This window comes from Streptomyces sp. NBC_00057, assembly GCF_045041165.1.
In the GTDB taxonomy this organism is placed as follows: Bacteria; Actinomycetota; Actinomycetes; order Streptomycetales; family Streptomycetaceae; genus Streptomyces.
The window spans coordinates 152,761-168,763 of record NZ_CP108257.1 but is presented as its reverse complement, the minus strand read 5'-3'; the positions used below and the strand labels follow the sequence as shown (position 1 = coordinate 168,763).

Here is a 16,003-nt window from a genome sequence, read left to right as displayed (position 1 = left end):
GTGAGCGGGCGGGCGGGTGGTCAGGCGGCCTGCGGAGCCAGGGTGGGTTCGCCGTAGGTGCGGGCGAACGTCGCGGCAGCCGCGAGCAGCCCGAAGACTTCCTCGACCTTGCGGGCGGGGTGCTGGTCCCAGTCGCTGTAGTCGGCGTAGGGCGCGCCGGTCAGGGCCCGGATGAGCAGGCTGAAAATCTCGCGCAATGCCGCCCGGGTGTCGGTGCTGAAGCGGTGGCCGGGGTCAGTTGTCACCGCATGGGCCATCGCGTGACTGATGCTGCGCCCGGCCGTGAAGGTGGGGTTCCAGCCCGCGGTGCGCAGGATGGTGATGGTGGCCTCCGCGTGAGCGGCGATCTGTTCGCCGGTGAGCGGCATGCCGCTGTGGCCCCAGCGCAGCCAGTCGGTGTAGCCCTCGTTCAGTTCCCAGGCGCGCTCGATCAGCGAGGCCGGGGTGCTGGACGGCGTGGAGGCCGCGATCGTGCCGGCGACGAACACCTCGATGTCCCGGACGAACTCCCGTCCGGTCGCCTCGAGGTCCTGGTTGTGGTTCAGTCCGCGGTTGAGCTCGAACATGTTGTTCCTTTCGGTCTGGGTCCTCCGGGCTTTCCGGCTCCCCGTCACCGCTCGAACCGGCCGCCGTGGATCGGGCGGTCGGTTCGAGCGGATCAGACATTCCTGCAGACCGGCTGTCACCAGCCGTTGAGGACCGTTTCGTAGTGCGGGTAGCCGTAGCGGGCGGCGGCCGCGTACTCGCGGGCCCCCTGCGCGCCGCGTGTCCAGATCCCGGCCGCGGCCTCGTGCCCCTGGCCCCGCAGCCGGTCGGCGACCGACTGCTGCACGTCGGCGGTCCGCGCCCAGTCGGCGGCAATGGCCTGCATCTCGCTGTAGGAGTGGAGCGGCGGGGCGGGCGGGGCGATCTCGCCGATGACGAGGTAGCTGTCGATTTCCGCAGTGGACCACCGGGTCGGGTCGCCGTGCTGGTCGCGGAACGAGTCGAGGTTGAGCGTCGTCATGGAGGCTCCTCAGAATCAGTGGTTCCGGAGGTGGTTGAGGTAGGCGTTCTGCAGCCGGGTGAATCGCTCGCGGAGCGGGGCGCCGGTCGGGCAGGGCTGCTTGATCTGGCAGGGCTGGCAGCCCTTGAAGTGGGTGCGCCAGGCGTCGCTGGCGGCCATGTAGCAGGTGTGGAGGCTGTCAGCCACCGGCAGGTTTCCGATCAGGTTGTGCGGGGTGTGTGTCGGTGACGCGGTGGCCGGCGTCCCACGCCCTGGCGGCCGCCGTGGCGGCGGCCGCCAGGAGCGCGAGAGTGAGTGGGTGGGCCAGGCCGCGTGTGGTGATGGCCCGGACCGCGTGGCGCTGTGCGGTCCGGGCGGCTCGTATGTGATGCACGAGTGTTACTTGCCGCCCCCGCACTGGCAGGGCTCGTGCGTCACGGTCTGGTACGGCTTGCCGTCGGCACCCACGTGATTCACCGTCACCAGGCGCGGCGGGTGTCCGCGGCTGCTCATCGGGCCACCACCGTCCGGGCAGGGGCCGCGGACGCCGGGACGGGCGCGAAGCTGGGCGGGCAGTTGCTGGGGTCGCAGTTCCACCGGGTGCACACCGGGCAGGCGTCGTTCATCGACGGCCGGTGCAGGACGAGCACGGGCTGGCGCACGTACTCGGGGGCCATCTCGGCCAGGGTCCGGCGGGCACGGCGGCCGGCGGTCCGGGCGCGGTCGTCGCCGTCGGTCACCAGGTGACGAACGATCCGGTGAAACGAAGTGTCGGTCTCGTCTCGCTCGTAGCCGCTGCCGTTGTGTCCGCTACGGTCGTCCTCGCGGCCGATCTCACGGCCGACTTCGTCGGCCTCTCCGGCGCGCGGTGCGAGGGAGGCCCAAGTCTGGGCGACGCCGGTACTGGCCGGGATGGGCGTGAGGGTCTCACGCGTCATAATGCTCATGCGGATCAGCTCTCCCTTGAGCTTGTGTGGTCCGTGCTGGCCCCCGGCACATATGGCGTCTCTAGCGCCGTGTCGGGGGCCTGCCCCGTTCCGGGGCGGCGCGCAGTGGGGTTGTCCTGTAGCCCCACGCCGACACCAGCCCTGGTCGGGGCTGGGGACGACGTGAAGAACAGGAGCAGGGGCAGGTCAGGCCGCGACCGGCATGCTGTGGTCATCCCGTGCGAAAGCGAATTCGTCGGTGCTGTCGGCGCCGGCCGCGTTGTAGACGGCGATGTCCCAGACCTCGCCCCGGTCAGCAGCGCGCATGGCCATCGCGCCGATCCGCTCCACGGCGTCGCGCCGCAGGCCCTGCTTCGTAACCGGCCCGGCGTCCATCGTGTAGGCGAGCGTGAACCGCTCGCGGGCCGCGGCGTTGAACTCCAGGAGGTGCTGCCAGTCGGCCGCGGAAGCGGCGGCGAGGCGGCCGGGCTGGCGAATCTCGCGATCGATGGCCAGCTCCTGGCCGCGGCGGCCGCCACGGACCAAGTCGTCGCTCGCACGGTCGCCCGTCCCGTCACGGAGCGCGAGCTCCTCGCACGCCGGACGGACCGGGCAGGCGGCGCACAGCTTCTGGGCGGCCGCCTGCTGCGCCGCCCAAATCACGGGCGGGGCGCTGCGGTTGCGGTCGAGCAGGTCGCGGTACTGCTCCCGGTCGCCGCAGCGGGCGCCGGCAGTGACGGCGGCCTGGAGCACGGGGCGGCGAGCAAGGCGGGCGGCCTCGGGGGCAAGCCGGTTGAGCGTCATGACGATTCCTTCCGTGGTGGGCTGGTGTGCGGGCAGCGTGATGAGCCCCCAGGCCAGGGGCGCCTGGGGGCTCATCACGCGTGGGACTGGTTCAGATCTGGAGAAAGGAGAAGGCCGGGGCCGCCGTAAGTCGGGGTCGGCCAGAAGGCGGCGCGGGTCAGGCGGCCGGGGTCCGCTGCGTGTACTGCCTGCCCAGTTCGGCCTGCCGCCGGTCGTGCGCCTCAACGTCCCTCGGCGCCAACGGGACCTGCGGGCCGCGGAACTCGGAGCGCGATCCCGGGGTGCGCTTCGCGCAGCGGTTGTTCGCCGTCTCGACCGCCGTGCCGCCGCGCTTGGCCCACTGCGCCTGGCGGCGGCGGGCCTGGTTCTCGTCGCGGCTGCGTTCCCACCTCTGGTCCGCCTTCTGTGCGCGGGCCTGCTTCGTTCGCTGTTCCTCTCGGGTCTCCTCGGTCCAGGTGTGGCGCTCCTCCAGCTGCCGGCCGGTGCCGCAGAACCTTCCGTTCTGGCAGGCCGCGCAGCTGGAGCGGTGGAGCATCACGGCCTCGAGGGCCCGCTGGTGGGCGGTGTTCAGTTCGTTCTGGAAGAACTGGGCCGACTGGGATTTCGGTGCGCGCGCCATGCGGGACACCGGGACCGGGGCCTCGGCGAGCGGCTTGTAGAACTGCCGGGCGCTACGGCGGCTGGCGGCGATGCTTTCGGCGTCCAGGAGCGCGCGGCCCCACTGTTCAACGGTGATGTCCATCTTGATCAGTTGGGCGCTGGCGGGGCAGCGGCCGGCCCGGGGCCGGGGGGTGTTGTCGCCGTGGTTGTAGCGGCGCGGTCCGGGTGCGGGGTCATCGGCGCGGTGCGGGGAGATCATCGAGCGCTTGATGGGGCGCCAGGCCTCGCAGTCCGGGCACCGCACGGTGTGGACTTCGCCGTCTCGGAGGTTGAGGTTCTGGGGCAGGATCTCGCTCGCCAGGAGGGCGGGCCGGGGGCTGGGACGCATCAGGACTCCCTGGTTGGCAAAGAAGGATCGGGTGCGGGTTGCGTTCTCGGCCTGCCACGGACTTATCAAGAGGGCCGTGTCAGGCAGGCAGCGCAACTGCTGTCGGGTGCGCCCGCAGGAGTCGGCACGGGGACCTCGTGGTTCGTCACCCGGCAACCCGCCACTTGAGGCGGGCCTTCACAAAGCTCTGTGCGGTACTGCGCTTTTCGGTTGTGGGTGATGCAAAGGGACCGAGTGCCCGCAGGGGACACTCGATTACCTTGCACACAAGGTGCACCCATGTGTATAAGGTTGTCAAGGAGGTAACCAAATGACGAGCGACATGGACGTCCTGATGACCCTGCGGCAGCTGGTGTGCTGCACTAGGGATAGCTTGTACAACCTGGTACACAAGGAGGGAGGCAGACCTATGGATGACGGCATCGGTCAACCGGAGTACCGCCGGGTCATGGGAGACCTGCGCAAGCAGATCGGTTCCGGTCAGCTCGCGGTAGGAGGCCCGATCCCCTCAACGGCGAGTCTGGGCCAGCAGTATGGCGTTTCCAGCACCGTGATTCGCAGGGCCGTGGCTGAGCTGCAGGCCGAAGGGCTCCTTCAGGGCCAGCCTGGCAAAGGCGTCTTCGTGAAGGCCCAGCCGGCAGAGGTTGTGAACGAGCAGCAAGTCATCGAGCGTCTGGCATCCGGGCTTGCGAATGTGCAGGCACAGGTCAGTGACCTGCAGTCAGCTTCGCCGGACACGTTGAAGGAAGTCCGCCAGGAACTTGCCGACCTGCGACGCATCGTGGGCGTCCTACAGACCCAGCTGATTGATTTGTACGGAAGAGTGGGTCAGCCGTACCCGCGGGAGTCCGCGCCACTATGGGAAAGCGGACGTCAGGGTGACACGCGTCGGGCCGCTGGCGCCTGACCCAAAGAGGGGGACACCATGTCGGACGCCGCAGTTGTATCGCTTCACGCACACGCCTCCTACCGTCCGGATCTCGGGCAGCTGGCACGCAACCAGCTTGCCGCCGCCCGAGCCGCGAAAAGCCTGTCTCATAGCGAGTTCGCTGCGCTGCTGGGCACTATGCTCGGCTGGCCTGTTGGTGCGGAGGCCGTGGAAGCCTGGGAAACTACGGCTGTACCCCCGGGAGACGTGCTTGTAGCAGCTGAACTATTGGTACGGCAGGGCCCTCCCGCCGCTCTCACTGATGAAGGCGCGCGCGACGCGCTGACACAGATTGTCGGTGACCGGTTCGCGGACTTGGCCGGCGTCTACACGAGCCGGGCAGAGCTCCAGGCGGAATTGCCGGTGACGGAACTGTTCGACACAGCCTCCGATATCCGGGCTTGTGGGCTCTCCCTCAACATGCTGTGCCAGACGATCGCCGATGGGCGGCTCCGCGAGATCATCGAAGAGGGAACGACACTCCGCTGTCTATTCCTTAAGCCTTACGGCCGTTTCATAGCCGAGCGGGAAGCTGAAGAGGGCTATCCCGAGGGACGATTGTCCGCGCTCACGGCTATGAATCTCACAATCATGCAAGAACGGGTTGCAGCACGGCTCTCCCCGGAGGCGTCGGAGCGCCTCCAGATCGGCGTCTACGACTCACCAATCCGTTTCAACATCTTCCTGATCGACCAACTTTGCGTCGCCCAGCCGTATCTCCCCGAGGTTCGCGGCGTGGACTCGCCCACTCTGTTGATTCGGAAACGTCGGCCCTCCGGCGGCCTGTACGCAACTTTCGACCAGGTCTTCTCCTCTCTCTGGGAAGGGCGTGAAGCCGAATGACCCTCACAGACCTGCTCCCCATCGCCCACGAAGCAGTGGATCAAGCCACACAGCTCGTGACAGACATGGCCGTGGGCACAGTGACGGCCAAGGGGGACCGGGACATGGTTTCCGGGATCGATCTCGCCGTTGAGGACAAGCTCCGAGCGTTCCTTCTTCGCGAGACCCCCCACATCGGCTTCCTTGGCGAAGAACGCGGAGGTGCGGGAGCCAACAGCGCGCTGACGTGGGCACTTGACCCCGTCGACGGTACAGCCAACCTGATCCATGGCCTCCCGCTGTGCGGAATCTCGCTCGGGCTGATTGATGGCGATAGGTCAGTACTCGGCGTCATCAATCTGCCGTTCCTCGACGAACGATTCCATGCCGCCGAAGGACACGGCGCATACTGCGGGAAGACCCAGCTTCGGGCCAGCACCACGACCGATCTCACCCAAGCCGTCGTCTCCATCGGCGACTATGCCGTGGGCACGGATGCCACGGGGCGAAACCGGCCGCGGCTCGCGCTCACACGCCTCCTGGCCGAGAGGGTGCAGCGAGTCCGGATGTTCGGATCAGCCGCCATTGATCTCGCCTGGGCCGCCGCTGGGAGAGTCGACGCGACAATCGCCTTCAGTAACCACCCCTGGGACATGAGTGCGGGAGTCGTCATTGCTCGCGAAGCTGGCGCCTCAGTCATGGACACTGCGGGGGAGCCTCACACCATCACCTCGGCCGCTACCGTCTCGGCTGCTCCAGGAATCCGTGAGGACATCTTGCAGATACTGCGCATGACGGAGGAACAGCTTTGACGTCCGGTCATGCATCTCCGCAACCTGCGAGGTTGCCAGTGACTTTCCCATGTGGCGGGCAATTTGCTCAGCGCTTCCTGCCAGGTGGGCTCACCATTCCGGGCAGCTTGGACGTTGCTCAAATTCGTCCGAGGGTTCTGTCCGGTTCTAGGGCTAGGCTGTGGATCATCGGAAACGGCGAAAGCCCCAGGACCATGCCGGGTCCCAGGGCTCTCGAACGGGGCGAAGCCTCGTTTGGGCGACACCTGATGGGAGGTGATCGCGGGATGAAGAGTACCCGCGTCTGCGGAACTGCACGCGTATCTACGCCGTTTCACTCATTCGATCACGCCATCGGGCTCGCTTTTGGGTATGCGCCGACTCCGCTCTCGTGTTCGAGGGGGTCGGCCATGACCTAGCGGCCATCGGCCGCGCGCGCCGATAGGTGGAATGGCATCCACTGCGGCCCCGCGCGGCCCGTCTCGCCGACCATCTGGTCGGCCGCCCAGTCCCCGGTTGGCCCCGGTTCTGGGCTCCAGCTCATCGAGCTGGGTCTTCATCTCAAATGCAACACCCCGCCTTGGCAGGCGGGCACCCGGTCGTCCTTTGGCAAGACGACCACCCCTGCTCTCCAGGAGCCCCTTTGGCAGGGGGCCTCTGTTGAGCACCAGCGTCACCTCGGGTTCGGCGGCTTTGGCAGGCCGTCGGGCTCGGGGCTCCGTCCGTACAGAGCGCTCGGCCGTGGTCGGGTCCCTTGGCAGGGGCCTGGTCGCGGTCGGGACGATCCATATGAAGGTTGGTGTCCCGCCATAGTGCACGAGATTGGTGTCCCTTGTCAGCTTGACCTTGTCCGATTCGGTCCGGTTCGAGCCCCCCATGCTTCCCGTGTGACGGGATTCGCTCGCCCTGTTTGCGCAGTTCACGGCATTAGTCACAAAGATTCCTGGGGTCTGAGTGTCACACCGTCCCCGGTCCGCGACACCTATCTAAAGAGGGGGGCCTATGTCCTCCTGGCGGCGCCGGCCGCCGTGACGATCCGGAGTTCCTTCCCGCCGTACGGGACGGGATCCAAGATTTCTTGCCGCCTGACGGGAGCGATCCGCCGTCTCGCCGGGGGTGTCTGGTCTGGTGCATACAACGGGCGCATGACAGCAGCAATGAGCATGTTCGACCGCGTCGTGGGGCTCCGGTGAATGCCGTGGCGGCGCCAGCCGCCGTGACGGAGCACCAGCTGTCGGAGGTCGTCGACAAGTCCGTCGACGAGTACGCGGCCGGGATGCCGTGTCCCGGTCGGCAGCAGTCGGCGCCGGTGCGGGTGCGTACGCAGCGGGTACGGGTGCCGATGCGGTTGGTGTGGTCGCCGTTCTACGCCGACGTGGCGCTGACGGCGTACGTGAAGGTGAAGGCGCTGGCCTCGCGGCCGGAGGGCTGTCAGGCGAGGACGGGGACGATCGCGTCGTACCTGGGGCTGTCTGTGGCGTCGGTGGAGCGCGGGATGGCGCAGCTGCGTCGTCCGGGACCGGATGGTGTGGTTGAGCTGCGCTCGCGGCGCCGGACGCATTCGGGCGGGACGGGCGAGTCCGCGGTGCGGACGGTGCGGCCGATGAACCCGGCGGAGGCGTTCGTGTGGGTGCCGGTGGCGGCCGCGGAGGACCTCACACCGCGGCAGCTGCGGGCGTACGCGCTCATCGCCTATGCGCAGGCGCGGGGGATCGCGCTGACCGAGGCGGAGCTGGCGTCCGGTCTGCGGCACTACTCGGGCAAGAAGGCCGGCCAGGCGCTGACGGTGACGGCGGCGTCGGCGGTCGTGGACGAGGTGGAGGCGGTCCGGTGGGTGACCGTGCAGCGGCGTGTTGGGGCGCAGGGCCGGAACCTGTACATCGCGCACGACATCGCCCCGGAGGCCCGTCCGGCTGGTGCCTACCCGGTGGCCGGTGGGTCCCCGGAGACTGCTGTGGACAGTGGTTCTGAGGGGGTGTCCAGTTCCCAAGTTGGTGAGGGATCGGGTCCCCCGGTTGATGAGGGATCCCTCGCGTATAAGGAATCATCTAGGATTGACTCACCTGATGACGAGGGCGCGCTTTCCTCACCCGCCGTAGGCGAGGTACCGGTAGGTAAGGGTGCTGGGCCTGTGGAAAACCCGGTCGGCGGCGAGCCGACGCGCACGGCCGCTGGCGGTGGTCTCGCGCTTCGCGCGGATGGAAAGACCCAGTCCTTCTCCTCGAAGCCGAAGACCGAAAAGCGCAGCAGCAGCGGGGGGTCGGCGCGGTCGGCGTACACCGGACCGCAGCTGACCATGAAGCCGGAGATCTACGCGGTGCTGGAGCCGGTGCACTGGCTGCTGGAGCGGGTGAACAACCCGTTCGTGGAGCGGAAGATCGCCCGGGAGGTTGGCCGTCAGCTGGCGGGCGGGATGGACGCTGAGCGGCTGCACCACCGGCTGACCGCCCGGTTCGCCAAGGTGATGGCCTCGGAGATCCGTGACCCGGGTGGGTGGCTGCTCGGGGTGGCGCTGCCGCGTTGGGGCTGCGGGCACCTGGACTGCGAGTCCGGCGTGCGCTGGTCGAACGGCCAGCGGTGCGCGGTGTGCGAGGAAGTCGTCGCCGACAAGTTCGCCGCCCGGCAGCGAGCCCAGCGCATCGCCCAGGGCTTGTGCCCCGTGCACGGCACCCGCCCCGGCCCCTCGGGGCACTGCACCGACTGCGAGCTGGACGACGCGATCGACCGGCCCGCCTCCATCCCGGTGCAGCGCGTACCGGAGGGCCCGCCACACGGTGTCTGCGGCGACTGCGGCGTGCGGATCATGCTGACGGGCCCCGCCCTCGAAGACGGCCTGTGCAAGCCGTGCCGCGAGGAAACCGCAGCCCTGGCAGCCGACAACGCCCCCACACTCTCGATGGCGACGGTAGCGGCCGAGCAGCCGATCTGCTCGGGCCGGGACGGCGACGTCCCGTGCACCCGCGAAGCCCTACCGACCCGCAGAGTGTGCCTGCGTCACCGGGTCCAGGAGCTCGCCGGAGAGGTGGCGTGATGACCGGAACCCCGCAGCTCAGCGGCGTCGACCTCGCCCGCCAGGCCCTGGTCGCCGCCCGGGAGGCGGCGAAGAAGAACGGCGCCGTCCGAAAGAAGCCGAAGCGGCGGACCGGCCCGGTGATACGGCGGGACGGCCGCGAGCCACTCGGGCTCGGCGCGGCGATCGGCATGATGATGACCGAGCGCGGCGTGGCCGCCCCGGCCGCCAGATGGAGTTGCGATCCTCGGCCGCCCCGAAGATCGACCGCCACACGACGGGATCCGGCTGGACACCGGCGGCGAGTGCGAGTTGCGATCCTCGGCCGCCCCGAAGGGCGACTGCCACCCGATCGGTGCCGCGTGGGTCATCCAGATCCCGCTGAAGTTGCGATCCTCGGCCGCCCCGAAAGGCGACCGCCACCCGACGCCATCGCCCAGCAGCGCATCGCCGAGGCTATGTTGCGATCCCCGGCTGCCCCGAAGGGCGACCGCTACCTGCCGTAGATGTACTGGACGAGTCCCGAACAGTCGTTGCGATCCTCGGCCGCCCCGAAGGGCGACCGCCACCAGTCGGGCCGGGCCGGGGTGGCGTCGACTTCCGATGTTGCGATCCTCGGCCGCCCCGAAGGGCGACCGCCACTTTGCCCCCACCCTGACGGACCTGAGCGAACTGGAGGTTGCGATCCTCGGCCGCCCCGAAGGGCGACCGCCACCTGTCCGCTCTCCGAGTCGACCTGGTAGGCGCGGAGGTTGCGATCCTCGGCCGCCCCGAAGGGCGACCGCCACCGGCGGGGTCGCTCCTCGTGCTGCGCTCATACGGCCAGTTGCGATCCTCGGCCGCCCCGAAGGGCGACCGCCGCTCGATGCCGCCCAGCTCCTCACGCTGGAGACCCGGTACGTTGCGATCCTCGGCCGCCCCGAAGGGCGACCGCCACATCGACGTCCGCAACGGCCAGCGGGTCGGCTCGCTGCAGTTGCGATCCTCGGCCGCCCCGAAGGGCGACCGCCACGCGTCGGCCGTCGCCCGCCGCGATTCGTCACGTGACGTTGCGATCCTCGGCCGCCCCGAAGGGCGACCGCCACCACCCGCCGGGTCTTCGGACCCGGCTCCCCCACCCGGTTGCGATCCTCGGCCGCCCCGAAGGGCGACCGCCACTCGCCTTGGCCAGCGCCAAGATGTCCCGATCGCTGCGGTTGCGATCCTCGGCCGCCCCGAAGGGCGACCGCCACCTCAGCGTCAGCTACGGCTCGCGACAGACATACCGAGGGTTGCGATCCTCGGCCGCCCCGAAGGGCGACCGCCACCAGTGCTCGGCCGCGATCCGTACCGGCCGCACCGAGGTTGCGATCCTCGGCCGCCCCGAAGGGCGACCGCCACGCCGGGCGACACGATGTGCAACGAGCACGGCGACCTGCCCTCGATGCGCCAGGTGTGCGTTGCGATCCTCGGCCGCCCCGAAGGGCGACCGCCACGGCGAGAGCGGTAGGCGACGGGGTCTCGCCCGCCCGCAGTTGCGATCCTCGGCCGCCCCGAAGGGCGACCGCCACACGACGAGATGGGCGAGCTTCTGTCCGACTGTGCGGCGTTGCGATCCTCGGCCGCCCCGAAGGGCGACCGCCACTCGGCCTGGGCGACCAGCGGGCCGCGCAGTACATCGAGTTGCGATCCTCGGCCGCCCCGAAGGGCGACCGCCACACGCCCGGCTTCGCGATGGTCAAACCTTCCATCTTGAGTTGCGATCCTCGGCCGCCCCGAAGGGCGACCGCCACCCGCAGGCCCGACGCGCCCGTCGTTCCGTCACGTGACGGTTGCGATCCTCGGCCGCCCCGAAGGGCGACCGCCACCGGCGGGGTCGCTCCTCGTGCTGCGCTCATACGGCCAGTTGCGATCCTCGGCCGCCCCGAAGGGCGACCGCCACCACCGTCGCCCCGGCCGCCGGCACTCAGCCGCTCAGCGTTGCGATCCTCGGCCGCCCCGAAGGGCGACCGCCATGGCGATCGAGGCGGCACAGGCCGGTGCCGCCCCGGTGTTGCGATCCTCGGCCGCCCCGAAGGGCGACCGCCACTCGGCGGCCTCGTCGACGACAAGACGGCGCGCAGGATGTTGCGATCCTCGGCCGCCCCGAAGGGCGACCGCCACATGGACGACGGCCGCCACAACTTCCCCACCCGCGACGTTGCGATCCTCGGCCGCCCCGAAGGGCGACCGCCACCCGATCGGTGCCGCGTGGGTCATCCAGATCCCGCTGAAGTTGCGATCCTCGGCCGCCCCGAAGGGCGACCGCCACCGTGGGCCTTGCCGGTGTGGTGCGGGACCAGCTTCTGTTGCGATCCTCGGCCGCCCCGAAGGGCGACCGCCACCCTCGGACTGGACGGCAGCGACGGCCTGGGCGAACTGTTGCGATCCTCGGCCGCCCCGAAGGGCGACCGCCACGCGGCCCGACCATGTCGAACCCGCTCGCAGCCTCGAAGTTGCGATCCTCGGCCGCCCCGAAGGGCGACCGCCACTACACCGGCTGGTGCCGCATCACCGGCTGGACCGTGGTTGCGATCCTCGGCCGCCCCGAAGGGCGACCGCCACATCGCGTTCCTGTCCCGACGCGTCGTCATCCACAAGGTTGCGATCCTCGGCCGCCCCGAAGGGCGACCGCCACCAGAAGGCGCTGAGCGTTCTTCCCGTCGCCCCGGACGTGTTGCGATCCTCGGCCGCCCCGAAGGGCGACCGCCACAGCGCCTTGACCGCGACGAGCGCGTCGCCCAGGAGGTTGCGATCCTCGGCCGCCCCGAAGGGCGACCGCCACGCGGCAGGTCGAGCGTCCCGAGCGTCGAGAAGTGCGTGTTGCGATCCTCGGCCGCCCCGAAGGGCGACCGCCACTCGACCGCATGGTGTCCACCGATGTGTACGGGGTGGAGTTGCGATCCTCGGCCGCCCCGAAGGGCGACCGCCACGCTGAATGACCTGCGGATTCACTATAGAGGGCGGGTTCATGCTGACAGGAGGGAGTGCCGATATGCGCACAAAGTGGGCATTCTTCTTCGGTGTGATAGGCGTGTCGTGTGTGTGCTTGGGGTTCCGAAGTGCCAAAGCGGCTCGTGGCGGGGCCGTACTCGCGCCTGCGTCAGTCTCACGTGTCCATGGTCGTGTCAGTGGCTCATCTTAGGGTGGCGGTTTCTGATTAAGGTCTGCGGTTCGAACCTCGGGGGATCAATGTCGGAGCGTGAGTTGTTCGCCCACAGCCGTAGTCCGCAGTCGGGGTGCCGGCACCGTCTGGAGGACCATCTGCGTGGCTCAGCGGCCTTGGCCCGAGCCTTCGCCGAGGCTTTCGGTGCTGGTGAGGTGGCTGAGTACCTGGCGCTGGTTCATGACGTTGGGAAGGGGTGCTGCGCCTGGCAGGACCGATTGATCTTTCATGCCGAGCCGATGGGCAAGCCGGTAGGGATTCCTCACAAGGAAGCGGGTACTGTGCTTGCCGTGTGGACGGTGGGGCGCCAGCTTGCTGCTGTGGTGCAAGGGCATCACGGAGGGCTGCCGGACCAGGACAAGATCAAGGATGTGCTGGCCGAGCTCCGGGGGGCTGGGCAGGACGCGGATCGTGCCCGGGAGGCGACAGGGGCCGTGGCCCGGGTGGTGCCAGAGATCTTGCGGGACGACCGGATTCTGCCGCCGGCCTGGCTCGCTGGGCTTGAGTCGCCGCACAGGAGGGCGCTCGCCCTGGATGTTTTCACTCGCATGGTGTTCAGCTGTGTGGTCGACGCGGACTACCTCGATACCGCAGCCCACTTCGCCGGCGGGAAGCCGCGCGTTGCCGTGCGCGCAAACATGGGGGAGTTGCTGAAGCGTTTTGAACGGCGGAGAGCGCGGTTGCTTGCCCGGCGTGCGGCGTCCCCGGTGGATGAACTGCGAGAGCGGGTGTACGAGGAGGCGCTGACGGCGGCTGCGGGCGTGCCGGGGATGTATGTGCTGCATGTGCCGACGGGCGGAGCGAAAACGATCGCGGCGGGTGGGTTCGCGCTGCGGCACGCGGCTGAGCACGGCCTGGGGCGCGTGGTGTTCGCTGTTCCGTACATCAGCATCACGCAGCAGAACGCTGACGTGTACCGGGATCTGCTCGATCCCCCTGAGGGCAGCGAAGACGGGCCTGTTGTGCTGGAGCACCACAGTTCGGTGGAGCTGGACGAGGAGGACGGGGCGGGGGCCTGGGCGCATCTGGCAGCTGAGAACTGGGATGCGCCGGTTGTGGTGACGACGACGGTGCAGCTGTTCCAGTCCTTGTTCGCGCGGAAGCCTTCCGTGATGCGGAAGCTGCACCGATTGGCGGGGTCGGTCATCGTGCTGGACGAGGTCCAGGCGCTCCCCGACCGGTTGCTGATTCCGATCTTGAGCGTGTTGCGTGATCTGGTGGAGCACTTCGGGGCGTCGGTGGTGCTGGTGTCCGCGACGCAGCCGTCGTTCTGGTCTCTGGCGCAGTTGGAAGGGCTTCCGCGTCGCGGCTTGGTGAAGGACGTGACAGGGCTGTTCGAGGCGCTGCGGCGGGTTCGGTATGAGTGGCGTCTGGGGCCGGAGGTGACGTGGGAGTCGATCGCGGGGGAGATCACGTCTGAGGGAGGGGATCGGGTTCTGACGATCGTGAACACGACGCGGGACTCGGCGCGGCTGCACCGCCTTCTGACGGGGGCGGGCGATGGCGGGGTGCGTGTGTCGGCTCCGGTGTGGCACTTGTCGACGAGGATGACCGCTGAGCACCGGCGTGAGGTGATCAGGCATGTGCGGGGTGAGCTTGCGGCAGGGCGTCCGGTGCACGTGGTGTCCACGTCGTTGATTGAGGCGGGTGTGGACGTGGACTTCCCTCGGGTGTACCGGGCGTGGGCGCCGGCAGAGGCGCTGCAGCAGGCGGCGGGCCGCTGTAACCGTGACGGTCGTTTGTTGGAGGGGGGCAGGGTTGTGGTGTTCCGGCCGGTTGACGGCGGTGTCCCGAAAGACTTGTCGTACAAGGCGGCCATGGACGCGAGCGCGGAGTTCTTCGGGCCGGATACGTCGGCTCCGGATGATCTGGATGTCCTGGGCCTCTATTACGAGAAGCGCTGGGCGCTGCAGGGCACCGATGGGCGGTCGATGGGGGAGGGGATCCAGGAGCTGCGCCGGAGGTGGGACTTTCCCGCTGTTGCGGACGAGTTCCAGATGATCGACAACAGGTATGCCCAGTCGGTCGTCGTGATCCGTCCGGAGGAATCGGATGAGGAGCGGGACATCATTGAGTCGGACATCGCTCTGTTGCGTGGCCGCTTCCCGTCGGGGCCTGGACCGTTGCGTCGTCTGCAGCCGCACATGGCAACTTTGCCGAGGCACGAGGTCGCAGCTGCGCTGCGCGCGGGGCTGGCCGAGCCGGTGATCGGTGATCTTGTGGTGTGGCGGGGGTACTATGATCCGGTTCGCGGGCTGGACGCGGATGATCCTGAGGACCGGGGCGGCTACGTATTTTGAGTTGGTGATGCTGCGCTCGGTGCTTGGCGTCGTGTGCGGGGCGGGCCGTAGCGGGCGGCGCACAGTTCCTCCAGGAGCCCAGGAGCCCAGGAGGTTGTTGCGCCAGCATCTTGTGTAGCAGTCCCGCTGCTCTGGCAGCAGCACGACTGTCGGACTGCCGGACAAGAAGCCGATCAGCCCCGCCACGGAGGCGACAGCCCGGAGCAGGCCCCACCGCTGGGCCTGCTCCGGGGTGAGGGGATCGTGGTGTTGATCTTCCGGCTGGCACACCCTGTGTCCGAGTTGGCCTTAGGTTCCGGCTCGGCGGGTAGCACGCCAAAGCCCTTGTGAGCAGTGGTTTTTCTGTTTCGGAGGTGCATTGTCAGTGCCTCCGCCTACAGTGCGGCATCAATAGGGGACAGGCAGTGACCTGATGTCCCGTTGGTTCCGTGTGCCGTCGCCGGACCTGCCCAAGGACAGGTCCGGCGGGGGTGGACTGTCAGGAATGGATACGACGGATGAGAACGACGGTGCCCGCATCCAGCAGGTTAGGGCGCGGTAACGAGGGTTGGGCTTTCCCTGATCTGGTGGTGGAGGTCTGGGGTGAGGCGGCGTGCTTCACACGGCCGGAGCTGAAGGCCGAGCGGGTCAGCTATCAGGTGATGACGCCATCCGCGGCCAGGGGTGTGCTGGAGGCGATCTTCTGGAAGCCCCAGTTCCGTTACGTGGTGCGGAAGATCGAGGTGCTGCGGCCGGTGAGCTGGATGCGGGTGCGCCGCAACGAGGTGAAGTCGTTGATCAGTGCCCAGGAGGTGCGGAAGCTCCAGTCCGACCGGCGCTACCGCTATGACGTCGAGACGGACCGGGACCAGCGCAGCACGCTTGCCCTGAGGGACGTCCGCTACCGGATCCACGCGCAGATTGTGGTGGATCCCGGGGCTCTGGCCGGTTCGGCGAAGTATCCGCCCGCGTCGGAGGAGAAGTACCGCGAGCAGTTGCGCCGCAGGGTGGAGCGGGGTGCCTGCTTCTCGGAGCCGTTCCTCGGCTGCCGGGAGTTCACCGCGTCGTTTGGCAAGCCCGATCCGCGGCAGCCGGTGGTGGAGTTCAGCGAGGAACTCGGCGTGATGCTCCACTCGATCGCGTACGGGCCGCAGGGGGAGCGCTACCGGTGGTTCCGCGCTTCCGTCGTCGACGGGGTCCTGGAGGTGCCGGAGGAACCGTTGCCGGACGACGCGGTCGCGATGCCGCTGGCTGCGTGGCGGGCCGACGCAGCGGAGGGCTGAGCG

The 16,003-nt window shown here is 68.8% G+C and carries 12 protein-coding genes and 1 CRISPR repeat array; of the genes, 6 read left to right on the top strand and 6 right to left on the bottom strand.

Annotation, left to right across the window (positions count from 1 at the left end):
- Nucleotides 1-20: 20 nt before the first annotated feature.
- From OG953_RS44150 to OG953_RS44125, 6 genes are all read right to left on the bottom strand, one after another.
- On the bottom strand, nt 21-566 hold the full coding sequence (locus OG953_RS44150; RefSeq protein ID WP_331735946.1) for a hypothetical protein: 546 nt from the start codon (nt 564-566) through the stop codon (nt 21-23).
- 116 nt (nt 567-682) lie between these two features.
- Nucleotides 683-1,006: a hypothetical protein gene (locus OG953_RS44145; RefSeq protein ID WP_331735943.1), complete on the bottom strand. Its 324-nt coding sequence runs from the start codon at nt 1,004-1,006 to the stop codon at nt 683-685.
- Between the two features lie 15 nt (nt 1,007-1,021).
- Nucleotides 1,022-1,192, bottom strand: coding sequence for a hypothetical protein (locus OG953_RS44140; protein ID WP_331735940.1), 171 nt, complete (start codon nt 1,190-1,192; stop codon nt 1,022-1,024).
- Nucleotides 1,193-1,494: 302 nt separating this feature from the next.
- Nucleotides 1,495-1,932: a hypothetical protein gene (locus OG953_RS44135; RefSeq protein ID WP_331735935.1), complete on the bottom strand. Its 438-nt coding sequence runs from the start codon at nt 1,930-1,932 to the stop codon at nt 1,495-1,497.
- 186 nt (nt 1,933-2,118) lie between these two features.
- Nucleotides 2,119-2,793: a WhiB family transcriptional regulator gene (locus OG953_RS44130; RefSeq protein ID WP_405692649.1), complete on the bottom strand. Its 675-nt coding sequence runs from the start codon at nt 2,791-2,793 to the stop codon at nt 2,119-2,121.
- Nucleotides 2,794-2,872: 79 nt separating this feature from the next.
- The gene (locus OG953_RS44125; RefSeq protein ID WP_405692648.1) at nt 2,873-3,703 is read right to left on the bottom strand and encodes a hypothetical protein; all 831 of its coding nucleotides are present in this window, start codon (nt 3,701-3,703) and stop codon (nt 2,873-2,875) included.
- Nucleotides 3,704-4,112: 409 nt separating this feature from the next.
- Here OG953_RS44125 and OG953_RS44120 point away from each other — a divergent pair, with 409 nt between their 5' ends.
- From OG953_RS44120 to cas5c, 6 genes are all read left to right on the top strand, one after another.
- Complete coding sequence (locus OG953_RS44120) at nt 4,113-4,610, top strand: GntR family transcriptional regulator (RefSeq protein WP_405692646.1); 498 nt, start codon at nt 4,113-4,115, stop codon at nt 4,608-4,610.
- Between the two features lie 18 nt (nt 4,611-4,628).
- Nucleotides 4,629-5,474: a DUF5919 domain-containing protein gene (locus OG953_RS44115; RefSeq protein ID WP_331735926.1), complete on the top strand. Its 846-nt coding sequence runs from the start codon at nt 4,629-4,631 to the stop codon at nt 5,472-5,474.
- Nucleotides 5,471-6,265 (top strand): inositol monophosphatase family protein, encoded by a 795-nt coding sequence (locus OG953_RS44110; protein ID WP_331735923.1) that lies wholly within the window; start codon nt 5,471-5,473, stop codon nt 6,263-6,265. Before OG953_RS44115 ends, OG953_RS44110 begins: the two co-directional genes overlap by 4 nt.
- A 1,177-nt stretch (nt 6,266-7,442) precedes the next feature.
- Entirely contained in the window at nt 7,443-9,275 is a 1,833-nt protein-coding gene (locus OG953_RS44105) for a hypothetical protein (RefSeq protein WP_331735922.1), read from the top strand.
- Between the two features lie 216 nt (nt 9,276-9,491).
- A CRISPR array of direct repeats spans nt 9,492-12,205; the repeat unit is 37 nt; unit sequence GTTGCGATCCTCGGCCGCCCCGAAGGGCGACCGCCAC.
- Between the two features lie 259 nt (nt 12,206-12,464).
- Nucleotides 12,465-14,738, top strand: coding sequence for a CRISPR-associated endonuclease Cas3'' (locus tag OG953_RS44100; RefSeq protein WP_331735919.1), 2,274 nt, complete (start codon nt 12,465-12,467; stop codon nt 14,736-14,738).
- Nucleotides 14,739-15,307: 569 nt separating this feature from the next.
- The gene (gene cas5c / locus OG953_RS44095) at nt 15,308-16,000 is read left to right on the top strand and encodes a type I-C CRISPR-associated protein Cas5c (RefSeq protein WP_331735916.1); all 693 of its coding nucleotides are present in this window, start codon (nt 15,308-15,310) and stop codon (nt 15,998-16,000) included.
- Nucleotides 16,001-16,003 lie beyond the last annotated feature (3 nt).